The organism is Methanobacterium bryantii, from assembly GCF_002287175.1.
GTDB lineage: Archaea > Methanobacteriota > Methanobacteria > Methanobacteriales > Methanobacteriaceae > Methanobacterium_D > Methanobacterium_D bryantii.
The window spans coordinates 393,474-419,782 of the sequence record NZ_LMVM01000012.1 but is presented as its reverse complement, the minus strand read 5'-3'; the positions used below and the strand labels follow the sequence as shown (position 1 = coordinate 419,782).

Annotated in this window: 10 protein-coding genes; 2 read left to right on the top strand and 8 right to left on the bottom strand. The window is 33.7% G+C overall.

Going from position 1 to position 26,309, the window contains the following annotated elements; all coding sequences use genetic code 11:
• Positions 1 to 11: 11 nt before the first annotated feature.
• From ASJ80_RS07480 to ASJ80_RS07470, 3 genes are all read right to left on the bottom strand, one after another.
• Positions 12 to 7,331 (bottom strand): chitobiase/beta-hexosaminidase C-terminal domain-containing protein, encoded by a 7,320-nt coding sequence (locus ASJ80_RS07480; RefSeq protein WP_095652056.1) that lies wholly within the window; start codon positions 7,329 to 7,331, stop codon positions 12 to 14.
• Between the two features lie 113 nt (positions 7,332 to 7,444).
• On the bottom strand, positions 7,445 to 12,529 hold the full coding sequence (locus tag ASJ80_RS07475) for a chitobiase/beta-hexosaminidase C-terminal domain-containing protein (RefSeq protein WP_179288743.1): 5,085 nt from the start codon (positions 12,527 to 12,529) through the stop codon (positions 7,445 to 7,447).
• Between the two features lie 524 nt (positions 12,530 to 13,053).
• On the bottom strand, positions 13,054 to 13,971 hold the full coding sequence (locus tag ASJ80_RS07470; RefSeq protein ID WP_069584209.1) for a hypothetical protein: 918 nt from the start codon (positions 13,969 to 13,971) through the stop codon (positions 13,054 to 13,056).
• Between the two features lie 991 nt (positions 13,972 to 14,962).
• Between ASJ80_RS07470 and ASJ80_RS07460 the strand changes: the two genes are divergently transcribed.
• Positions 14,963 to 15,640 carry an SAM-dependent methyltransferase gene (locus tag ASJ80_RS07460; protein ID WP_069584211.1) on the top strand — a complete coding sequence of 226 codons (678 nt, stop codon included), beginning with the start codon at positions 14,963 to 14,965 and terminating at the stop codon, positions 15,638 to 15,640.
• 10 nt (positions 15,641 to 15,650) lie between these two features.
• Here ASJ80_RS07460 and ASJ80_RS07455 read toward each other — a convergent pair whose 3' ends face one another.
• The 4 genes from ASJ80_RS07455 to ASJ80_RS07440 all read right to left on the bottom strand — a co-directional run bounded on the left by ASJ80_RS07455 (position 15,651) and on the right by ASJ80_RS07440 (position 23,807).
• Positions 15,651 to 17,555 carry a beta-CASP ribonuclease aCPSF1 gene (locus tag ASJ80_RS07455; RefSeq protein ID WP_069584212.1) on the bottom strand — a complete coding sequence of 635 codons (1,905 nt, stop codon included), beginning with the start codon at positions 17,553 to 17,555 and terminating at the stop codon, positions 15,651 to 15,653.
• Positions 17,556 to 17,665: 110 nt separating this feature from the next.
• Entirely contained in the window at positions 17,666 to 18,289 is a 624-nt protein-coding gene (gene psmB / locus ASJ80_RS07450; RefSeq protein WP_069584213.1) for an archaeal proteasome endopeptidase complex subunit beta, read from the bottom strand.
• 557 nt (positions 18,290 to 18,846) lie between these two features.
• Positions 18,847 to 22,866 carry a beta strand repeat-containing protein gene (locus tag ASJ80_RS07445; RefSeq protein ID WP_069584214.1) on the bottom strand — a complete coding sequence of 1,340 codons (4,020 nt, stop codon included), beginning with the start codon at positions 22,864 to 22,866 and terminating at the stop codon, positions 18,847 to 18,849.
• 392 nt (positions 22,867 to 23,258) lie between these two features.
• Entirely contained in the window at positions 23,259 to 23,807 is a 549-nt protein-coding gene (locus ASJ80_RS07440) for a TetR/AcrR family transcriptional regulator (RefSeq protein WP_069584215.1), read from the bottom strand.
• Positions 23,808 to 24,005: 198 nt separating this feature from the next.
• Between ASJ80_RS07440 and ASJ80_RS07435 the strand changes: the two genes are divergently transcribed.
• Positions 24,006 to 25,049 (top strand): zinc ribbon domain-containing protein, encoded by a 1,044-nt coding sequence (locus tag ASJ80_RS07435; protein ID WP_069584216.1) that lies wholly within the window; start codon positions 24,006 to 24,008, stop codon positions 25,047 to 25,049.
• A gap of 32 nt (positions 25,050 to 25,081) precedes the next feature.
• Here the strand turns inward: ASJ80_RS07435 and ASJ80_RS07430 are convergent, their stop codons facing one another.
• Positions 25,082 to 26,173, bottom strand: a complete 1,092-nt coding sequence (locus ASJ80_RS07430) for a formate--phosphoribosylaminoimidazolecarboxamide ligase (protein WP_069584217.1) — start codon at positions 26,171 to 26,173, stop codon at positions 25,082 to 25,084.
• Positions 26,174 to 26,309 lie beyond the last annotated feature (136 nt).

Below are 26,309 nucleotides of genomic sequence, written 5' to 3'. Positions count from 1 at the left end.
AATTCTCTCCTTTATCCTGATTTCCTGTTACGCAGATAACCTGCAGCCAACAAAACAATGAAGAATAAAACTGCAAAAAATCCCCATAATGCATTCTGCTCTTCACTGTGAATTTTTTCATCTTCTGGATTTTCTATTTCATAAGCCCTGCCTGAACTGCCGCCTGATTTTCCTGAACTACCAGACTCACCCGCTGAAGTGTAACCCAAAGCTGTAGTAAGACCTATAGTGCCCACATCATTCCAAGCAACAGTACTATTAGTATTACCTCCGGGAACAGTCGAATTACCTCCAGACCCTCCAGGAATCAAGCTACCCCCTCCAGAACCAGAACCGCTACCGCCAGAACCAGAACCAGAACCAGAACCACCGCTACCACTACCGCTACCACTACCGCCAGAACCAGAACCAGAACCAGAACCTAAGCCCGAACCAGTACCCAAGCCAAATCCTGTGCCTAAACCCGCATTCACATTTCCTAGATTTGGATTGTACCAAGGATTAGAAACTGTTCCCCCATTATCAGAATCTGAATTAGAATTGTCATTTGGTACCCAAATATTAATTGTACGTCTCCAATTTCTGAATGCGTTTGCATTCAACCATACATCATCAGTAGGCCCTGAATCACTACCCCACCAGTTACCATCAAAGTCAATGTTACTGATTAACGGATCATTACTGGATTGGATTGCTATTGTTGGATTTCCACTTGCAAAGTTACCAAAAACATTTGAATTTGTCATTTTAACATTAGCGTTGTTTAAATAGAAAGCACCGCCCTGATCAAAACCAATGTTGTTTGAAATGGTGCTGTTTAATATCGTTAATGATGCTGAAGGGTGACCACCAAGATTATTTCCACTAAAATAAATTCCCCCACCAACATCCCCCGTATTACTACTGATATTAGAATTAGTAATGGTTGAATTAGTATCCCAACTAGCTATGGCTCCTCCACCATAACCAGCAGAGTTTGAAGTCATTGTAACATTATCCATAATCAATGTGCTGTGATTAACACATAAAGCGCCGCCCATTTGCACAGTGGCTTCATTTTCATAGAAGGACGAGTTCCGTATAGTCAATTTATTATTTTGGACCACGTTTATTGCGCCTCCTCCCTGTGCCCTGTTGTGGTTAAAAGTTGAATTTACAATTAAAATATCCTTAATTCCGGAAAGTGATGAACTTACAATTGCACCGCCCATGGTTGTTGCGTTGTTGTAATCAAAAATTGAATCATATACATATAACTGCCCTAAATTGTATATTACTCCTCCAGAACCATACGCTATTCCATTTTCATCGGTTGTTTGATAAACCGGATTTGTATTTGTTTTATTAGCGAAGTTTGAGGTAAAATGAGATTTAGTGATGTTTATTAAGGATTTATCATGAGAAAATATCACAGCACCGGATCCATTCATATAAACAGTGTTATTGAAGAAATTTGAAGATGTAATGGTTAAATTACCATAATTATCTATAACACCTCCACGATAAGCTGTATTATATGAAAAACTAGAATTTTCAATCTGTAAGCTGCCATTGTTAACAACCACGCCACCATAGTTATTTGCCGTGTTGTTGAAAAATTTACAGTCTTTAATTGATAAAAATCCATTGTTATAAAATACAGAACCATCTTTAGCAGCTGAATTAGTAAAATTCAGCCCAATAACAGCTAATTTAGCATTTTTAGTAATGTTAAATATTTGACTTCCGTTGCCGTTGATTAAAACATTGCCACTTGCAGCAGTACCATTATTGAAAACCGCATTAACAATTGTAACGGTTTTATTTACAAGTATACCACTTGCATAATAAATACCGCTATTAATATAAATAATTCCTTTATTTATTACTTTAGAAACAGCATATGCAATTGTTTTAAAAGGATTACCGCTAGATCCATCTCCAGTTTCATCATTACCCTCTACAGAAACATAGACATAGTAATAGCCATTATTACTAATTACAGCTGTAGGCCCATAAACAGCCATGTTTGCAATGCGCCGGTTGTTGTCGCTGATTAAATAATCATCTTTAACAACCATATCAAACGTGTTTTCATCGATGTATACTGCATAATCATTAGTTCCAACATAATTAGATACTATACTGTTTTCAAGCACTGTACTGTTAGAAGAACCTTCAGAGAAGTATACTCCTGCATGGGGAACTTTTGCCCATGGCAAATTAATAAAATTATTATTTGTATTTGACCCGTTGACTTCAATATCATTGTACTCCAGTACATCACCAGTGGTATTATACGCTGCATACCCATAAGAAGCAGTTGATGAAGAACGTAATATATTACCACTTATATATGTATTGTTCGCCATTATAGACTCTATTAATCTTACTTTACTTCCATTTGCTAAAATAGTATTGTTTATAATGTTCGTATTTCTAGTCCAGAGAGTGCTGAGGAATAACTTGAAATCATTGGAGTATATGTTATAAATTCCACAAGCAGAATCATTTGCAAATAAATTAATTGAATTATTAACGATGGTTGTATTTCCAGTCATCGCATTATAAATTCCTGTTACCGATAAATTGGATTTTAAGTTTATAGTGTTTCCCTCAATTTTATTGAACTCAGGACTTCTTCCATAATAGCCATTATAAAAGTTATAAACAGTGACAGCTGTTAAGTTTGATTTACCAGCCATATTAATTGTATTATTCCTGATTGTATTGTAGATACTGTATTGGGCAATTATAACAGCAGATAAATTGTTTAAAGGATTTGTGCTTAAAATATTGATTAAATTACTGGTGAAAGTGATATTAACCCCATCAACAATGATAAAAGCCATTTTATCTATCAAATTAAAATTTAAATTTGTGATATTAGAATTAAACGCCCCTGATTTAAAATTAAAAGTTGCATTAACTACACTATTTTTAGAATAAGAACTGATATTTAAAGGAGTGTTAAAGTATAAGTTGTGATAATTTTTTATATTATCAAACAATAAAGTGTCATTTTGAGTAACTAAATTATTTTCAAACTCATTATTACTATTAAAGTAGTTAGCAATATTATCATCATAAACAACAAAATAATTATTGATAAAAGAATTTTGAAGTCCTGTTTTTAAGTTGTTAAGAATAATCTGTTTTTTAGCATCAGTATAAATAGTGTTATTTTCAGCGATAGTGTTGTTGGTGTTGGAACATATATAAATTGCAGCATTACCTGTTCCTAAAACATCAGGATTGTAAGTAATTTTATCTAAATTACCGCCTTCTGTTTTGATTTCATTAGATTTTATTGTTGTATTATTAGAATTAAATATGGCAATACCATAAACGCCGTTAGCTTTGCCGCTGAGGGAATTATTTTCAATGTTTATATTTTCTGTGATGTGCAGTTCAATTAAATACAGCATTTTACCTATGTTAGCCACAATAACGTTGTTGTTTATGTTTAGATCATGAACAGGGCCATTTATATTTGTTGCTGCAATACCATAACCAAAGCCACTGCCGATCAGGTTAATTGTATTGGATGTTATGTTGGAGTATCCAAGTAAACTACAGTATATACCTTCAATTAAGTTATCACCATTTAAAATAATGCTGTTATTGTATATATTTAAATAGTTTGCATTATCCAGAATAGAAATTCCATAAAGGAGAGCGCTATTACTGATTATAAAAATATTGTTTGATTCAATATTAGCAAAATTACATGCCCCCATAGAAATTCCAGTTAAAGAATCATTAAAATTGGCATTTGAAGACATAGTTATATTATTGCCCAGGATATTGATGTTTTCACAACCGTCTTCAAGAACAATTGCACCCATATCCTCATTGAAAAAGTTCAAATCTTTTATTGTTGAACCACTACCATCGCTATGTATCACTACAGTAACATCAGTTAATAGATTAGCCAGACCATTGCTAAAAAGGGTCATGTTTCTGTCAACATTTATGGTCTTACTGGATAAACAGGTTAAAATAAAAGTAAAACTATCAGCTGAAGAATTTAGCTTAAAATAACCATTTTTATCAAAATATGAATAGAAATTCAGATCATTTATAATTACGCCTGTAAAATCAGTTACAATACCATTAACAGTATTATCAGAATTGTCATCCTCAAAATAATCAGTTGTATTCTTAACAATACCTATGGTTTCATTTGTAGTGATCTGATTTCCAGATAAGCTTGTATTATAAACATTTCCATTTAAAAATATCCCATAAGAGCTGCTACTTATGATATTATTAATGAGAATATTAGAGTAAAGTCTATTGGATGAAGAAGGATATTTCCAGGATGATGCTACGGTTGCTGTATCTGAAAGTCTATTCCAAACAATACCTGTTGAATCAGCCACAATCCCTAAACCCGCTTTGATATTGTTATCATAAACGTTTGAGTTAGAAGCCAGAATAACAATACCCTTATTTTTAGAAACATTAACCTTATTGTTAAAGATTTGACAGTTATCTCCAGCTACTCCAATACCATCTCCAAAGTAATTGATATTGATGTTATTATCTCTAACAGTAACATTATTCCCTTCAATATAAATTCCAAAGTAAATGCTGCTGGTATCTACAGTGTTATTCATCAAAATACAATTATCAGTTTTTATACAAATTGCTGCAAAAGATGAAGAATTAAAAATTTTATTGTTAGAAACAATTACAGGGAAATTCGAGGATCTGCTTGAACCAATATAGATTCCTGTACCTGGACAATAAATAGTATTATCTGAAACTGTTATATTGCCCCCCAATGTTTCTATAGCGCCAGAAGGTGTAATTATGGTGTTGTTTTTAACTAAAGAATTGCTCTCTACACCTGTAATTCCAGCTCCAGTATTGTTTATTATATTATTAATTACAGTGACATTTGAATTTAAAACCATTGCAATAGCAAATGATGCTGAAGTAATTGCATAAATATGATTATTAGAAAAATAATTACCAATACATATGCCGCTTCCACTATAATCTGCATGACCCCACGGGTTATAATAGACAACATTGGCTGCTGTGGATTGTAAATAGTTATTAGAAATATTATTATAATTACAATCTCCCATAGGCATAGTGGTACTTAATGTACTGATCAAAGTGTTGAAAATAATAGTGTTATTGCTAGACCATCCCATGGGCATTGCGAAAACACCGCGGCTATTGGCCAGTTGAACACTGTTATTAAAGATATAATCGTTGCTTGAATTAGTTAACCATATACCATGCAATTTAATAACATTTATTCCATCGATTACAATATCAGTTTTATCATTAACAATTTTAAGGCCGATAACACTGGATCCACTACTTCCATGAGTTAAGTGAATGACACCATTTTTTATAATATTACCTGGAGCAATTGTTGTTAAAGTCAGCTGTCTATCTATTACAAACGCCTTATTAGATACATTTCCTATCCGTATAGTGTCTCCAGCAATAATATCTGCACTGGATAATATTTCGCCAGTGTAAACATTGAAATAATTGTTATAATTATTATCTGTGATGTTTATCTCCTTTGGTGGCCTGCTGTTGATTATAAAATTTTGCATGTAAATCTGGCTCGAACTATTTGCCGAGTTCACTGCAAAATATTTCAAGGTCATGCTCTTGTTAACCTGAATAGAACCTGAATACACCCTGCTACTTGTAGTAGGGTTAGTTCCATCTGTGGTGTAGTAAATAACCGCGGTTGGATCATCACTGGTCAAAGTCACGGTCTGAACACCAACATAAATCCCACCAGCATGATTCACATACACAGACGGGGCAGCAGTTGTTATTACATAATTTTGTACGTAAATCTGGCTAGGGTTATTTGCAGGATCTACTGCGAAATATTTCAAGGTCATGCTCTTGTTAACCTGAATAGAACCTGAATACACCCTGCTACTTGTAGTAGGGTTAGTTCCATCTGTGGTGTAGTAAATAACCGCGGTTGGATCATCACTGGTCAAAGTCACGGTCTGAACACCAACATAAATCCCACCAGCGCGGTTAACAGTCACATTTGGGGCAACAGTGTCTATCAACTGATAAATATTAACACCGTTAGACTCCTTAAAACGTTCCGTTCCCAAATATTTTGCAAGAATTATATAAGAGCCAATAGACCCCTTAACTTGAATGCTTTTTGTAGCACGGCCATTAACCACATCAACAGTGCCTAAAGAAGTACCCGCTAAGAAAAATTCCACAACACCACCATTAACAGGAGCACCATCTTTATCAGTTACATCAGCCGCCGCATCAACATAATCCCCATTTTCACCTGTAGAGTGGGATAACGTAACATTGGTACTGGTATCCTTCTGATAATCTGGAGTGTAAATATCAGGCTCTAATACACCATTTATTGAACAATTAACCCTTAAATTATTATCAAAACCGTAAATATATGCAGTATTGACATAAAAAGCGCCTCCTTCAGGTGCAGGACCAGTGATAGAACTATTAATGAAGCTGTTGTTGATTAGATATCCCGACCATAAATAAACTGATCCTCCCCTGTTTACATATGTGGGGTTAGGATATGTAGAATGATAATCTGATACTGCAGAATTATTGATAAATATCGAATTTGTTATAGTTGATAATGCTGCCGAACTTCCATAAGAATAAACTGCACCCCCGTGTCCATAATTCAGACTTGAAGAGCAGGCACAATTGTTTGTAAAAACAGATCTATCTACATTAAGATTTCCAGATCCTGTAGAAACACCGAAATAAATAGCTCCTCCTGTAGATGCAGAATTATTGTTAAATCGGGAATTGTAAATAGAACAAGACCCTGAATTAATATAAATTGATCCACCATTAGTTACAGCACGGTTATTATCAAAAATACAGTTAATAATTTTTAAATTTCCAGAACTGGATATAACACCACCATTAAGACTTTTACAATTAATAAATGTTAAATTTTCCAAAATCACGATTGAATCCGCCTTAATATCAAAAATATTGCTATTAAAATAACCATCGATAATAGTTTTGTTATAGCCAGCACCGACAATAGTAATATTTCCTCCCTGTGTCCTGTGAGCCTTATTGATTGTAATTAATGAATTACCAGAGCCTCTAAATGTTCCTTCACTTAAATGAATAGTTACTGCATCTTTATGGGCACTTTCATTTACAGCCTTCTCTATAGTGGCATAAGGACTGTTAGAACTATTTCCTAAATTTGTAGTATCATTACCATTAATATCAACATATATATTCTTATCAGTAGCTGCAACTGAATTAAGAGACCCCATAACTAAGATCACAAAAATTCCAAATATTAAAGCTACTAAAAAGGATTTATTAAAATTCATTATAACGCGACCCTACTTTCAATAGATATTTAAAGCATATTTGTCTTAATCAAGATAGTTTCCCTTTTTTAAATTTTTATGTAGATAACTCCTAAAAAAGGGAAGAAAATAGTTTAGTATTTTCCTGTTTTGAATTTCCATGTGTAACTAATACCGTTATTTCCTGCTGCGTCTTTAATGGCAGATGCAGGGATATAAATCTGGTACCATGTGTAAGCAGACCGTTTGCCTGTTTTAAAGTATAAAACATTGTTTTTGATCACTTTGCTTACTGCTACTTTTTTACCTGTTTTCAGATTTTTGATGTACACTTTTGACCAGTTTATGCTTGTTTTGATGTTTTCACTGAATTTGAGGTAGAGTGTACTTGACCTGGAAATGCCCGTACTGCTTTTTTTAGGGTACATCACTTTTACGTACGGCCGTGTTTTGTCTATAACGTATTTTACAGTGTAAACTGGTGATTTATTCCCTGCTTTGTCCACCGCAAAGAACTTCAAAGTGTGCGTTGAAGCCATATTAATAGCCTTACTATACCTCGCATTACTCGTAGTCGGCGTCTTACCATTCAAAGTATAATAAATAGTCCCTGCCTCACTCATCTTCAAAGTAATAAGCTTAGCAGTATTATAAGTCCCAGCCTTAACACTTGCACTTGCAGTTGGAGCAGTCTTATCAATAGTATACACCGCAGTATAAACAGGTGACTGATTACCCGCATTATCCACAGCCACATACTTCAAAGTCGTTGTAGACGAAATACTAATTGGACCAGTATATTTACTACTGCTTGTAGTCGGTGTCTTACCATCCAAAGTATAATAAATACTTCCAGTCTCACTCATATTAACCGTAACAGTTTTACTGGTGTTATACAATCCACCAGGCACATTAACACTTGCAGTTGGTGCAACAGTATCTATTAATTGATAAAGTTCAACACCGTTAGATTCAGCAAAACAGTCAGTCCCCACATATTTTGCATAAATTTCATAGAAACCAACAGACCCATTAACCTGAATCCTCTTAGTAGCAACACCATTAACCACATTAACAGTACCTAAAGAAGTACCCGCTAAGAAGAACTCCACAACACCACCATTAACAGGAGAACCATCCTCACCAGTCACATCAACAGCCACATCAACATACTCACCCGATTCACCAACAGACTTAGACAAAATCACATCAGAACTAGTCGAATCAGTATGGAAATCAACATCCAAAGACAGCGAATTACCATCAGCAAAATTCGCAATTACAGTATTAACACCATAACCACCCACAGCATAAACCGCATCAAAACCACCCTTAGTTAAATTACCCAAACCCGGAGCAATACTACCCTTAACAACAGATAAAACAAACTCTTCCATTGGAATAGGTATAGAACTCACATCATAATCATAGTAATTCACACCATCAAACACTTTATACACTAAACTAACAACCTGACTCAAACCAGCCTTACCATCAGCAACCAACACAGGAACAATCCAGTAATTTACATTGCTAACCTTAGGATTACTACCGCCCCAATAATTATAATTCAAATGATTTAGATTAGAGCTTGAAAGAACAGTACAATTAAGTATTGCACTGTTTGTAGTATTATCTGGAAGTGTAACAGTATCGTTTTTAAATAAACTGCCATTTATTACTGCTCCTTCACTTACGAAAGTTAAATTATTCAGCATATTAGTAAAAGAACAATTAGTAACGTTCCACCAAGCATTCTTATACCTACTATCTATATATGTAAATCCTCCACTTGAATCAAAGATGCTGTTGATTAAAGTTATGGTAGGTCTAGGGCCTGCTGCCGGACCATATAAAGTTCTAATATCATATGTGTTGTTTTTAAAATAACAGTTAGTCAAAGTATAACAATTAGTCAAATTATTAGCCGTATCACCTGCAAACACAGCGAAAGCAGTAGTTAAATCGTTATTTATGAATTTTGAATTAAGTATAGTTGAATTACAGCCCTTAATAAACACACCACATGAAACATATGACGTATTATCACCGACCGTTCCACTGATAGTAATATTATCTATCAAAACAGTGGAAACATCTAAAACACGATCACTGCTGCTTGGCCTGTATCTATCCTGGATATAAATAAGTGATTTACCACCTGTCCAGGTAGCATTATTAACAGCGATATTGTTTTCAAATACACTGTTGAGAATTGCAATATAATTACCGTAGTAGCTATAGATTGCATTGGTATTCCGTGTGAAATATGAATTATTTACAGTTAAGTAAGCTCCTTCTGCAGCGGAAATAACGTAACCTATATTATCTGTAAAGGTACAGTTATCAATTTTTAAATTACCTGCTGTCTGAATAATGCCTACACCACTCGTAGCTTGGCCCGCTCCAGAGAAAATTTTCATAGCTTTTGCATTTTTTACTGTTAAATTAGACAGGGTAATTAAGTTATTTTCATACAGGGTATCTGTTACAAATAACCAGTTTACACCATCACCATCAATGATAGATTGATTTTTAGTTCCGGTGATGGTTAAATTTAGATAATTTGGTAAGGTCATGTTAACATTACCTGTGCCTTTTATGGTTCCGGGCAGGATGTTTATAATTAAGTTTAATGTTTTTGAAACACCTTCCTCTATTGCTTTTTGAATTGTTGCATAAGGCTTACTTACTGACCCATCACCAGTATCATCACTTCCATTTTGCCCAACATAGTATGTTAAAGAATCATATACTTGTGCAGTGATGTTTAAAACACCATTTTGGACAATTGCATTTGCAAAGTTAGTGCTGTTTCCTGTTATTGTATAAATTCCATTACCAAAACCGGAAACATTTAACTCAGCAGTATTATTAACAAACGAAGCTGTACCCAAAAGTGTACCGTTAAGGTAAAAATTAACAGAACCTCCCGAAACAGTAAATCCAGGTAAATCCAAAATTGCCCTTAGGGTACTTGTTAAAGAATTTGAATTCTTTGATACAAATATCAAAACACCATCATTTAAAAGAGTACCACTTCTAATAACAACAACACTATTAACACCATTGTTGTTTGTATAAGTACAGTTAGTAACGTTTAATTGACCTCCATTCAAATAGAAAATTGCCCTGTTACCTGTTGTAAACGTGTTATTTTTAAATGTATCATTAACAAATATTCCGTTATTTACAATACTTGAAACATTATTTCCTTCAAATGTATCGTTTGAACTTAAAAAATACCCTGAAACGATAACTCCATCTGTAGCTCCATTCACATAAGGATTAGTGTTGTTAATAAATTGATTATTACGACTTACAGCAGAGTTAGCATTGAAATTTATTATACTCGAATAATTAGCTGAATTATTAATAAATGAAGAGTTTTCTAAAACTGCCGTATTCCCTAAAGTCAACAGACCATACCTAGTTATATTGTAATTGTTTAAAAACATGGAATTGCTAACTAAAACTGGAACATCCTGCACGTATCCTGTAGATAAATATACTGAAGTTCCTGCGTTATGAATAAATGATGAATTTTCAACCGATCCACTGATAAGCCTAACCACAGCTGCATATGATTTAGCGACATTATCCTCAAAAATACAGTCTTTGATGGTTATTTTCTTGTAAATAGGGTTAGCACTCCCCATATTTGTACCTGTAGACAATATTATCGCTTTACTGGAACCTGTGATAGTACAGTTTTTTATAGTTAAATTTACCAAGTTTGCCTGTACATTTGACCCAAAATTGAAAGCCCAGTCTGTACCACTGCCGTCGATGATTGATTGATTATAATTTAAACCTATAAGGTTTAGATAGCCAAGATAGTCTGCAAGAGTTAAATTTACATTACCATCACCAGAGTAGGTTCCAGATAATAGGTAAATGTTAACGTAAACACCATTTGCAAATCCAGTGTCAACGGCTTTTTTTATGGTTTTAAACGGAGTAATATTTGTTAAACCATCATTTACATCATCATCACCATCAGGTGAAACATAATAAGTTGAAGGATTAACATTAAGATTAACATCCAAAGTCCCATTAGTCACATTACTATAATAACTAGAAGACCCATTCAAAGCATAAAAACCATTATCCAATAACATATTAGCATTCAAAGTAGCTGCACCGTTAATTACATTAGCATATCCAAGGAGAGTGGAATTAGCATAAAAAGTAATAGAACCACCATCAATTGGGTTTCCCTTATCATCAGCCACACTAGCAGTTAAAGTAAAACTAGGCTGAGTAATACTCTTACTATCCAAAGTAACTCCCGTATTGTTTATAGGCCCAATAGCCTTAATATAATTCCCACTACCACTAGCAGCAGAACAAAGAATCATGCTGTTATTTTGAAGGTAAATATTACCCCCATAAATAGCACCCCCACCATAAGAACTAGAAGTACCAGTAGTTATACTATCTTCAAAACTATTGTTAACAACAGAAGCATAAGTGACATATAATGAACCACCATACTGTTCAGCAGCAGAATCAAGGAAAGTACAATTCTTAACAAGAGAATACCTGTCTGAACCACCACTTATGTATAGTGCTCCACCAGATCTTCCAGAATTATTTGTAAAATTTGAATTAACTACATTACAAACTGAATAAGAAGATACAGCCCCACCAGAATACTTAGCATAATTATTATTGAAAACAGAATTTGAAACACTCAAACTACCAGATTCTGAATATACCGCACCACCAGAACTTGTTGCATTATTATTTTCAAAAGAACAATTATAAATATTCAAAATACCTTTGTTACAAATAGCTCCACCACTACTGGCATTACCATTTACAAAAGTAATATTGATTAAAGTTAAATTAGAATTAACACCAATATTCAACAATTGATTTACTTTTCCACCATCAATAAACGTCTTATTAATCCCAGCACCGATAAGAGTCATGGACCCGCCAGAACCAGTATGATTCTTATTAATGGTTAAATTAACATTTCCATTTCCGGTGAAATTTCCCTCACCTAAATGAATTTTAACATTCTTAGTTTCATCAGAAACATTAACAGCCTTCCCAATAGTAGCATACGAACTAGCCACACCAGTACCGCTATTAGCATCATTACCACTAACAGATACATAAACATCCTGATTTACAGGATCCGCAGCATTAACCGCACCTACAAAAAGAAAACATAATACCAAAATACTTAATAATACTATTTTCCGCATCAATACACCCCCTTCCATCCCAAATTCACTTTAAAAGATTTAAATTCCTATAAAAAATAATCAACATACTTACTATATAAACATTTCCATTTTACTTGAACTAATATAAAGTAAACTTGAATAAATAGAAAATAGGCAACCCGCCCTACCCCAACTGTTAAAAATTAAACCAAAAAAACCAAAAAGTGTTTTTTTATATGATAAAACATCTAATTAACAAGAAAATCAGTAAAGCCCCATTTTTTATAATTTCAAATCTCAAGAATACATGATAAAAAACTATAATAACCATATTCTTCAATAATACAGATTAAAATAAGATAATTTCAACATTAATGTCAAAATATATACTTTCACATCATATATGGCCCTAATAATCTTAAATTAATCAAAATCTAAAATTTGAGGCTTTAAAAATTTTTTGTGAATTTATACCCCCAACTTTATACCTCCGTATTTTAATAAATAAAAAAAATAATTGGTCTTTTTATATTATATACTGAAAATATTGTTACTTTCCCAATTTAGTTTTTAAATGAAGATATTTTCTCTAAATCTGTGCTAGTTACTGGTTTTACAAGATTTTTTCGTGCTGAATCTGTTATTAAAACTTCCACTATATCAATTAATGCATTAAACCCTATTTCCTGGACTTCCTGATCTTCATCGCCGAGTAAGAATATTAATCTGCGTAAATGGCCCCTTTCTGTAAAAGTCGATGCATAAAAATCTGCCAATTTTTGTAATGATTCTTTTTCACTGGATTTAGAATTTTGAGTATCTAAATAATTGAGTTTTCTATATTCTATTTCATCATAAGCTTCCATTTCTTCCAAATATGGGATCATTTTATCCATTTTACGGTCTAAAGCACGTAGGTTACATATTAATCTGTTAAATAAATCATTTTTAATACCAGACATATCTGCTGAATTGAACTTATCAAAAGATTGTATTGAAAAAACAGATATGAATTCAGACTGATTAAATTTAGATACAACCCTGTTTTTTAGTTTACAAAACAGATCAAAAACTGCATCCATTACCTCAAATCTATGGATTTCATCAGCTATTAAATCAAGTGAATATTCTGCAGATTCACTAGAATTCTTGTTTCCATTGCCAGATACGCTTTTTAGCTCTTTGACAACGAGTTCCCTAATTAACCCATCGTCCATTAAAACAAACGTTTTTGCAAGGGCAGAATTCCTTATATTTTCGTTTTTATGAGATACAAGTAGCAATATAATTTCTAAACCCAGCTTTAATTCAGGACTTTGAGAATACTTAATTGAATCAATAAGAAGTTTTTCTAAGTCTTCAAGAGTCTGAGAATTATCTTTTAGTATATATTCTTTGTTTATTAACCTTTCAGTGTTATCGGAGTATCCTAAAGTATCATTTAGAAGCATAATTTTTTCTATAAGTGATTTTAACTCCATATCACTTCTCCCAAACATTTATCAAAGATACCTTCCTAAAAGTTAAGTGATTACATATTATTATATTTCAATAATTTATTAAATATTACGTTTAAGATAGTCATAAATTGAAATTATTAAATTGAATGATCAAAAACAAACTAGAGATCAAAATAATTTATAAAATTGAATATAATTTAATCATGCATTAATAAAATGTTATATATGGATTAATTACCCCATAACTGCATCTAGAGCAATTAATATAAAATTAAAATATAATAAATTCAAATTACATTAAAAACCACTTTTTCTCGAAAAACCTATACCAACTTAGAAATTTAAGCCATTTAAAATTGAATTAAGTATCATATAACTAATATTTAACCTAATAAATTACACATAATAATATTTATTAGCTCATCACCTAATGAACATTCAATAACTTCAAAGGTATATAAATAACAATAACGATCAATATTATACATTATAATTAACATGTGATAATTAACCCAACTTTATTGAAAATGAATCTTTGTTCAATAAAATCTAATCTTGCTTTTCAAATTATATTCACTGATTAATGCTAATTCAAATAACTATTAACCAATTAACATGTGATAAAAATGCAATTAAAGGAATTAGTATCGCTGGAAAGGATATGTACAGAACCACTCGAAAATTCTATGAATTTCTGTGCCTAAAACCGAAAGATTTGCAGTTGATCAAAAACTCTCAAAAATCAGAGCAATCAAAAACTACGTTTTTGCTGCTCAAAATCGAAGCTGGAGAAAATGCATAGCATGCGAAAATCAAAGATTTTGTAAACATTTTTCTACGCGTAAAAAAATCGTAAATTTTTTTAAGATTTTGACAGATTTTTTTTGAATAGTTAAATACTCACAACTTGATTAAAAATCAACATTTATCCAATAAAAGCTAAGTTAGCTATTTAAATTATATTTAAGATTAATGTTAATTAATATCCCAACCAAAATAACAGGTGATAAAAATGCAATTAAAAGAGGTAGTTCCACTGGGAAGGACATTAACTGAATACACGGCCATGTTCAGCCTTAATAAAGCGGATTTAAATAAAAATATATTGGACTGCGGTGGAGGCCCATCAAGTTTTAATTATGAAATGAAAATGCAAAATAAAGAAGTCATTACTATAGACCCCCTATACCAGTTCAGCAAAGAAGATATTGAAAAAAGAATAGGCGAAACCTTTGATGATGTAATGGCCCAGGCAAAATCTAATAAAGATGACTACATCTGGAAAAATATTAAAAACGTTGAAGAACTTGCAGAGACCAGAATGACCTCAATGAAATTATTTTTAAATGATTTTGAGACAGGAAGGAACGAAAAACACTATATAAACGCTGCACTTCCATATTTACCATTTAAAAATGAAGAGTTTGATTTAGCCCTCAGCTCTCATTTTTTATTTTTATATTCAGACATGCTTTCACTGGACTTTCACATAAGCGCCGTCGACGAAATGCTAAGGGTAGCTCATGAAGTGAGGATATTCCCTCTGCTAGATTTAAATACGGACAAGTCGTGCCATGTAGAAGAAATAATAAAAATTTTTAAAGAAAAAGAAATGCAGGTTTCCATTGAAACTGTTGATTATGAGTTTCAAAGGGGCGGAAACCAGTTAATGAGAATTTGTAAAAATTAAAAATATAGGATTATTGAATCCTAACAGTTTCCAGGTTCATTGGAGTCTTTGTCTCGATTTTATAAGACCGGTAAATACTTGATGCAAGATCAAGGGTTTTATAGTTATCACCGTGACATATAAGGATTTTCTCTGGTTTTGGAGATAATTTCCTTACGTAATCCATGAGCTGCTTTCTGTCTGAGTGACCACTGAATCCTTCAATGGTTTTTATTTCCATTTTTACGTTGTAAACATTGGTCTTACCGTCTTCTTTAAGTGGAATTTCCTTCCATCCTTTCTGTATCCTTCTTCCAAGGGACCCTTCAGACTGGTAACCAACAAAGACTAAAGTGTTTTTCTCGTCTTCACATAACCATTTGAAGTACTCTACAGAATTTCCTCCAGTAAGCATTCCTGAAGTTGAAAGGATTATAGCTGGTTCTCCTTCCACTATTTCTTTTCTCTCTTCCATTCCATTTACTTTATGGAACACCTCTGAGATGAACGGGTTTCTTCCCATGTGGAATATCTGGTCACGGAGGTCTTTACTTAAGTATTCAGGTCTGGCTGTGTGAATCGCTGTTGCTTCCCATATCATTCCATCGATGTAGACTGGGACTTCATCAATAATTCCATGCCGGATGTACTCTTCAAGTACTATCATAAGTTCCTGAGCCCTTCCAACAGCGAAAACAGGAATTAAAATCTTTCCTCCACGTTCTAAAGTTCTGTAAATTGTTTTTACAAGCTCTTTTTCTGCGTCATTTCGGGTTGGCTGAACATCTCCATGTCCACCATATGTACTTTCCATTACAAGCGACTCTAATCTCGGGAATTTAGACACTGCAGGTTCCAAAAGCCTGCTTCGTTCATATTTAAAGTCTCCAGTATAAACAAAGTTATGCTGGCCGTCTCCTATGTGCATGTGTACAATTGCAGATCCCAGGATATGCCCTGCATTGTGAAGAGTTAAACGTATATCTGGAGCTATATCAGTTACTTCACCGTAATCTAAAGTTATAGTATGTTTAACACATTTTTTAACGTGTTTAACGTTGAAAGGAAGAGGTTTATCCTCACGGTGAGCTATATCTATATTATCTAACTGTAATAATGTCATTAAGTCCCTTGTTGGGGTTGTACAGTAAACTGGCCCTTCATATCCATAATGGAAAAGATATGGCAGAAATCCAGAGTGATCAAGGTGTGCGTGGGTTATTACCACTGCATCAAGGTTATCTAAAATAAATTCAGGAACATTCAAATAAGGATAAGAACTTTTTTCATCAATTCCTGCGACGTTAACCCCGCAGTCAAGTAAAATTTTACTATTTGGAGTCTGTAAAAACAATGAAGACCTTCCGACTTCTCTAAATCCACCAAGTGACGTTAAACGTGTCCATTCATTCTCAAGAGAAACAGGACGATGAATCCTATTTCCAAGTGTTTGTAAAATTTGTTTTCGCTCTTTACTGTTTTTCCTTAATGTTCTCCTTACCCTTTGTATGACATCAGAAGATATAGGAGGCGTTCTAAGTATTTTAGGTGCCCATCCTGTTCCTTTAACTATTTCTCTGGATGTAGTACCATACTTACCTATTACAAGGCCTGGTTTTCTTGCCTCTATTATAACTTCGCAGGTAACATCATCAAAAGAAATATTGGTTATTTTAGCTTCTTCTGGAACTATTTCGTGGATCTTTTCAATAGCTTTCTCTGGTTCTGCAAGTACAGAACGGTCGGAACGGATAATTATTCTCTTTCTTATATCCTTTGCAAGATCCCTTATAAGTCCTCCATTTTCGGTTATGATCTCGGGGTTTTTGGTATAAATTACAACCTCCGGACCTTCAAACTCTACCTTTGCTACTTGTACTCTTGATGGTAATCTTTGTACTATCGTATTTTTAATTTCTTGAATCTCTGAACCCATAAAACCACTTCTAAAAAATAGAAAATACCGTAAACTAAGTTTACAGATTTAATAAATTTAATAATAATAAACTCATGTAAATATTAATTTGGGGGCAAAAAAAAGTTAATTTATTTCCTTAATTTACTTTTTACCTCTTCTTCAGGTAACATTTTAAAGCCTTCTTCAGTTACAGTTGCAACTAAAATTCCATTACCTGAATATGCATCTCTTTCCATTGCGGATTGTATTGCTCGAACAGCAACTTCAACTCCTTCTTCAACATCTAAATCTTTGTTATACCTGTCTTCAAGGACACCATAAGCAACCGGTGAACCTGATCCAGTTGAAATCACATCATCACCTATTACTCCACCTGCAGGGTCTAATGAGAATAATGATGGTCCATTATCGTCGACTCCTCCGAGTAAAGTTTGAACATAATATGGATAAAACCTTGATGAATGTAATATATTTGCTGTTAAAGTTGCAGCTGATTCAACGCTTATTCTTGCGCCGTTTCTAAGTCTATATAAGGCTACTTCCGCACTTATATATTTCATTAAACTCTGGGCATCACCAACGCCTCCGGCGATTGTGGCCCCTAAATGATCATCAATTTTAAAAATTTTGTCAGTAGCCTTGTGAGCTATTAAGTTACCCATTGTGGCCCTTCTTTCGGTAGCAAAAACAACCCCGTCTTTACATTTTAAACCAACAGTTGTAGTGCCTTTTAATTTGTTTTCATCATTCATGAATACACCTCAAAAAAATACAAAATTTAAATAAAAATAGTTTCCTGTTTCCTAATATTGGAGTTCATATTATATAAAGATTGCTTGTTTTACTTTCTGTTAATTTTAAATTTAAACCTCTTATTTATAATTTATTCTCTTAATAGATTAATTTCATTATTCTTTGCCAATAATATGAGTGTTTGCAGTATATAACTAGAAATTAAAGCATATAAGGGAAACTTAAAATTAAAATTTAAAGCATATCTTATTTATTATTAAATAATTTTTAATAATATTTAGGTTTTTCTATAATTATAACAAAGTTGTAAAACTATTTAAATCTTTTTAGAAAACTAAAGACTCCAAAACAGATTATAAGTTTATTTAGATTATATTGTAAGTAATAATTTTTAAACTTTTCTACAAATTTCAGGTTTCAATTATAAAAACTATCCACAACCATGCCCTATATTTACTAGAAAAATTTGTTTTAAAATTTTAAATGTAACTTAAAGACTACATCTAATCCTGTGTAACATATCCAATTTAAAAAAAAATAAGAAAAAATAAAGGTTTTATTTCTTTCTTGGAACTATTAACCCACTTAAAACCGCAAATATAGCCAGTATTAAATAGTTTAACGGTACACCTGTTTTCTGCATGCTTATTATACTTGCTGCGTTTACTGTACTGGAACCGCCGTTACCTGAGCTGTTTGGATTATCATTGCTTGGCGGTGATTGCACGTTAATGGTTATACCATCACTGCTTCCTGAATTATAAGTTAATGAATCAATATCTGGGGTTATTTCGTAAGTTCCATCACCTGCAGCTTTAACTGTAAAGTACAGGTAAGGGTCTCCAACAGGTACTGAATCTATTGTCCATGTTACTGTCCTTGTTGCTGGATCATATGTACAGTTTCCAGTGTCTGCAGTAACTTTTACAAAGTCCAGACCTTCAGGTAATTTAAAGGTTATTGTAACGTTTTCTGCAGCATCAGGCCCGTAATTACCCAATTTGTAAGTGAGCAGGAATTTTTCACCGACTTCAGGGTTGTCATTGCTTGCTGTAATCTTGATATAAAGATTTGCAACAGGACTTACAGCTAAATTACCGCTGCCAGTACTGTTTGTATAAACTGCACCATCAGAGAAACTAGCACTTACATTGTAAACTCCAGCTTTAGTCAGTTTATAACTTAAAGCAGCAAGTCCACTAGCGTCAGTTGTTGCAGTGTAGTCAGTTCCATCAACATTGAAAGTAACTGTCTTACCACTTAATGGATTGCCGTTTTCATCTTTTAGTGTTGCTGTTAAATTAGCAGTTTTGCCATTGTAACCAGTTGCGTTGTTTACAATAAGTGTTGTGTTTATTGTGCTTACAGTTAAAGTTCCAGTGCCTGAACTATTTGCATAAATTTTACCATCAACAAAACTAGCAGATATTATGTAAACTCCAGCAGTTTCCGAGATAGCATAACTCCAAGTAGCAACTCCACTCAAATCAGTAGTTACAGTGTAATCTTTCCCATTAACATTGAAATTAACTATCTCACCATCTACAGGATTACCGTTTTCATCAGTTAGCGTTGCAGTTAAATTAACAGTTTTACCATTGACACCAGTCACATTACCAACTACAAGACTAGTATTTGCTTTAACTATAGTTATAGGTGTTTGAACGGTTTCATCATCAACTGTTGCTTTAACAACTGCTGCACCTGCAGCATTAGCTGTGAATACCGATGCTGCCTGTCCATCAATCAGTGTACTGCCTGTTGGATTGAGACTTCCACGAGTCCCTGTGAAACTCACAGCAGCACCGTCCGGCACATGGCCTGAAGCAGGGTTATGGTAATTTCCATCGCTGTCGTAGAGCATGTTCACCGTTATAGCTGCACTGCCTCCTTTTTTGACAGTTACAGTGTTTGAAGTGATATTCAGCACCATCCACGGCGAATAATCCACATTTCCACCCACAAGACTGCTGAAAGCCGGGTTATTTGAACCCCACCAGTTAATGGTAGCATTCACCGAACCATAATTGTCACAGTAGATAGTATTACCTGTTTTTGTTGCTGTATTATTTACAAAAGAACTGAAATGCACAGTAACTGTATAAGTACCATCATTACCGATGCATCCAATAGCACCACTATAATCTGCAGTGTTACCAGTAAAAGTACAACCACTAATATTCAAAGGATGATCAGTGTAGATAGCACCGCCATGAATTTCTGCTGTGTTATTTATGAAGGTACAGTTGCTCAGATTCAAAGTACCGCTGCTAACGATAGCGCCCCCGTTACCACTACTAGTTGCATTCCCATTTGAAAACATTAAGTTTTTTATTGTAACGGTAAAATCATAGCCAACGAAGAATGTACTATTTTGCCCTTGAGCATCAATTATAGTATTATTCTGGCTTTCACCAATGATAGTAACATCCTTATCAATTCTTATGCCCCTGTTGTTTGCCCCGCTGTAAGTTCCTTTTGCAACATGTACTGTACCACCTGCCCTGACTTCACTAATCGCTTTTGCAAGGCTCTGTAATGGTGATGTAGGACTGCCGTCTCCAGTAGAATCATTTCCAGTATTTGGATTAACGTAAACATTGGTCAAGTCCTTTATTTTAATAATTGTTGTAGTTACTGTATGCCCGTTAACAGCAGCGCTTACCACAGAATTTCCAGCTGTTGAACCCGCAGTGAAAGTTGTTGTAGCATTTAAGTTCTTACTAATTGTACCGCTAGTTGGAGATACACTTCCTAAACTGTCAAAAGTAAACACAACATCTTCATCAGGAACAGTACCTAAACTAGAAACATCTGTACCAGCTGAATTATATTTTAAATTAGCTTTTACAGTGGTAGTCTCTCCAATGTCAACTAAGTTATCGCTGCTTGTAAGGGTAAGCACAATCCATGGGTCAGCATTAACATTGCTGTTGACCCTATTTGCATTTACGGGGCTGGTTACGCTGAAATTAGTACCCCACCAGTTATTAATTGCATCTATTGTACTGTCAGAATATATGTCATTGGTTCCAGTATTTCCATAAATACGGTTAAAGTGAATGTTGCAAGTGCCTGCGTTACTACCGCAATAGATAGCACTGCCTTTAGTTGTTGCAGTGTTACCTGTGAAAACACTGCCAGTTATAGTCAATGCATTATTAGAACCAGAACTTCCATCATATCTCTGGGAAATAGCACCACCTTTCGTTGCAGTGTTACCGGTAAATGTACTATTACTAATGGTCAAACTGCCGTAATTTGAAATTGCACCTGCAGAATTTGCTTTGTTACCTGTAAATGTACTGAAATTAATAGTCATAGTCCCATAATTCTCAATAGCGCCGCCGATGTTAGTTGCGTTGTTGTTTGTGAAAGTGCAGTATGTAATAGTACTAGTACCTTCGTTCCATATAGCACCGCTTTCTGCAGTATTATCTTCAAAAGTACTTATAGTGGCAGTTAAAGTACCTGAATTATAGATAGCAGCCCCATCACCTTTTGTAATTGCTGTGTTAACACTGTTATTTTTAAAAATGCTTAATGTAACAGTTAAAGTACCACTATTGTAAATAGCACCACCTGTACCTAAACCAATAACATTAGAAGAAGCCTTCTGAATTGCTGTGTTACCTGTGAAAGTACAACTATTTATACTCCCCATAGCACCTGAATTATAGATAGCACCGCCAGAATTAAGTACTGTGTTGTTTGTGAAAGTACACCCACTCAAACCAGCAACTGTACCACGATTAAAGATAGCACCACCATAACTAACTGCCCTGTTATTCGTAAAGGTACAACCACTCAAAGTAAGAGTACCATCATTGAGGATAGCACCACCACTATAAGCACCAGGGTTACTTGCAGTTCCATTTGCAAGTGTTAAACCTTCAATGGTAACAGTTACGCCAGATTTAATGATAAATATTCGACCAGCACCTTTTGCATTTATTATAGTGTTTGTTTGGCCTTGACCAACTATAGTAACGCTACGGTCAATAGTTAAACCAAAGTCATTATCTTCAGAGTAGGTTCCACTCGCTAAATATATCGTTCCACCATTATTAACCAATGAAAGTGCCTTTCCTATGGTTTGAACAGGATGACTCGAATCCCCAGAATGTCCATCGTTTCCGCTTGGAGAAACATAAACATAAGCTAATCCCATCTTGAAATTTGCTGCCCCATAGCTAGTACCACCTGCACCAAAAGCCACAGCAACATTTTTACTGGACGAAACATGGCCAGGATAACTTGCAGTGACATTAAATACATCATCACTGCTGAAGAAATTCAAAGTATAAATCCCGTCATCGCCAGTGGTTGTACTTGCGAGTTTAGTTCCACCTTTAGAAGCTGTTACTGTAACGCCGGAAAATGGGGTTCCATCGGAACATTTAAGCACTTTACCTGAAATCACGACTTTTGAAGGAACATTATTCATAGCGGCTGCTGTCAGATTAGCGGCAGACAGCTGTGTAGAACTGTTATTTGATTGTGTAGTATTATTCGAATTATCTGCAGCCGAAACTGCATTACATGCATGCAAAAAAAGTATTAATGTTAAAGTCAATAGAATTACTTGTTTTTTAATCTTTTTCACCTCCTAAAAATTCTTTGAATTTTTTGGGGTTCAGAAAAAACCTTTGGTTTTTTCTTCAACCCCCTTTTAAAATTATTACAAGAAATTCGTCTTTTTAACTCTACTTGTAAATTTTTTAACTATAGCATCTTATAAGATGCTATAATCAATAGGTTATTAGTTGTTATTTCATATATAAATATTATTAAATATGATAAGAAAAAATAGTGGTTATATAATACTAATTTTAAAAAAATTCATTTTTAAAAGTTGAATTTAAAAAAAAATATGTCTTATATATTACTAATTTCAAAAAAAACCGTTTAAAAAACGGAATTTAAAAAAATAAGTTCATTTACAAATTTAAAGATTTTTTCCCATGGTTACTCAATGCAAAGCGTAAGATTATAAATAAATCTTTCTAAAAGCTCATCACGGAGGGGATTATGGCCACCCTGGTACCTTCCAAGGTTCGACATGTATACAAAGGAGAATATAGAAAGTGAAAATGCCATATAATCTATTTTCTGGTTGGGAATGTGCTTTTCAATGTATTTACTGAAATTTTCTGTACTTTCTTTCCAAATTGGCCCGGTTACTTTTCTATCCTGGTTAAAACCTAACTTGAAGAATTCAAAATTATTCCAGAAAAACTTATCCAGGTTTTTAACACAAGTTTCTAGAAAGTCATTGGGGTCTTCAAATTCATTATCAATAAAAATAAGCGAAGATGCATCTTTATTCAATTTTTCCATGCCGTAAATCATGACCTGGTTAAAAAGATTCTGTTTAGTTTTAAATTTTGTATATAAAGTCATCTCAGTAAAACCAGCTTCAGCTGCTATAATTCTAGTAGTAGCGCCGGCATATCCCTTTTTACTAAACAATTTTAACGCAGCCTCTAAAATTTTCTGTTTAGTTTCATCAGTCATATCAATCAACAATGTATTAATCTTTAGTCCTTTAAATTTTTCTCAAAAATATAGGTACTACATCTTGAGAGTACAACCAGTACATTACAAATCTAATACTTATAAAAGTATTTACAAACTATGTAAAAATCAAAATTACAAAGATTACAATGGTCTTTTAATAACGATTATTAAAAATATATTTAGAGGCGAGTTACAATGGTTAAATGCCCTAACTGCGGTATTGAATATGATGATGGTTCTATAAAATGTTTAGTTTGCGGATATATGTTCAAAGAATCCCCCGAAAAAAATGTAAAAATTCAAAATGTAAGAGCAGCTGAAAATAAATTTAGTTTACAGGCTATTTTTGCAGGAACTCTTGTTTATTCAGGATTAATGTTTTTTATTGGAATGCTGGTAGTTTTACTGGGCCTGTATCATCCCTTAAACCTATCCGAATTTGGGTCTGCACTCATATTTGCAGTTATAGTGCCCCTTATAATAGGTAACATCCTGGCATGCTGGATTGCAAACAGCAATTATCAACAAAGTCTATTTAATGGAGGGATGATAGGAATTTTACCCATCCTGGTACTCTCACTTTTTGGTTTCGGTAATATTAGTGTTCTATTCATTTTATTCATCATGGGATCTTTAGCTGGAATTTTAGGTAAGATCATAACAACCAGATTGATAAAAAATTCTCAAACAAACCCCATAGTAAAAATTAGACTTATCCTTGTGTTTCTCTTTGTAATATCTGCAGGTATCTTTGGTACATTAATGGCCATTACAGATGCTAGCACTAACAGTACCTCATATGACCAGAATGGAATCTCATTCAGTTATTTTGGAGAGTTAGTTACACTTGACAACCCCGTAAACACACATCCCTTCGGTACAGGAAATAACCTTACTGTAATTGCAGCATTAAACGGAGTAAATAATACAGGGACCCAATCAGATGCTTTACTTATAAGTAAAGGTCCTGTGACAATGTCATTACAGGATTATACCAATGCAGAAAAAGCATCTATTCAAAAAGCTAACTGCACAATCATTTCAGAAACAAATTCAACTGTAGATGGAGTTCCAGCCGCTGAAATTAATTACAACAGCACCAGCAATATTACAGGAGTAGAGTTACTTCTTATAAAAAATAACACTATTTACAGTCTGAACTTCAATTATGACAGTAACAACGAGATCCAGAGGTATATTTGCTTTTTACCCATTGAAAAAAGTTTGCATATACAATAAATCAAGCTAAATAAAAAAAGGAAGTGGTATCATCAGGTGATGACTACTTCTAACTTATCTTCTTCTACCGCGTTTTTAATTTCACGTGCAACTCTACGTCCCATACTCATCATTTCGCCGAACATGATGTAACTGTAAGGTGATGAGTTCATAAATGTATTTGTTCCGCCATCTATCCTTGCACTCATCTCAAATACAACAATTTCAAGATTATCGTTACATAAAGTCTGCAGACAGAAAGGCCCATTCATTCCAGGTTTTACTAATTTTTTAGCAGTTTCAACAAGGTTATCCCCAATATCAAATACCTGTGTAAGTAATGATTCTCTTATAACCACCGGATGGTTACCTGTTATGACATATGACGGATCTGCAGGAATATCAAGCTGGTCTTTTGCTGGAACTCTGCATAGGCCATCAATTTGGGATTCATACCTGGTGTCCATACCTAAAACCTCAACTTCGTCCTTTAATGCAGAATAGAAGAAATGAATACAGTAATTACAACCTAAAACATATTCTTCGATGTGTGCTTTTTCTATATCTTCCCCTGTAATCCATTCTCTATCAACCATGGCAGCGATCTTTTTATCGAATTCTTCAGGTGATGATGCTATAAAATATCCCTTTCCACCTCTTGCCCCAGGGAATTTTACCATTACAGTTCTGTCAATTTCTGCACTGCTTTCGAATTTTTTAGGTATTCTTATGTTCGATTCGGATAAAAGTTTTCTTTCAAGGTCTCTTTCAGCTTCCCACCTTAAAATAGACCTGTTTCCAAACATCGGAACATAAAAATCATTTTCAACACGATCAAGTCCGGCATAAGCTATAAAAGAACCATGAGGGACAATAATACTGTTTAAATCACGTAATTTCTGTTGTACATCATCATTAACTATATCACTGAATTTATCAACAAGTATAAACTCGTCAGCGACTCCAAATCTCTGATATGGAACTTCACGTCCTTTTTCACATACTACTGCAGTCTTAAAGCCTTCTTCTTTTGCTCCTTTTAGTATATGTAAAGATGTATGGCTTCCTAAGGTCGCAATGGTTATATTGTTTTTATCATATTTATCTAAGATATCCATGATTTTCTGTTTATCTACTACACTCATTTTCGGATCTCCCCCGTTAGTTGAATAACTTTTGTCTAATTTAATAGTTATTCTTTTTGTCTTGATCTTGATTATAATACGAAATTAGGAATTATTTGCAAAATACGAATACCATTTTTTAAAAAAACCAGATATG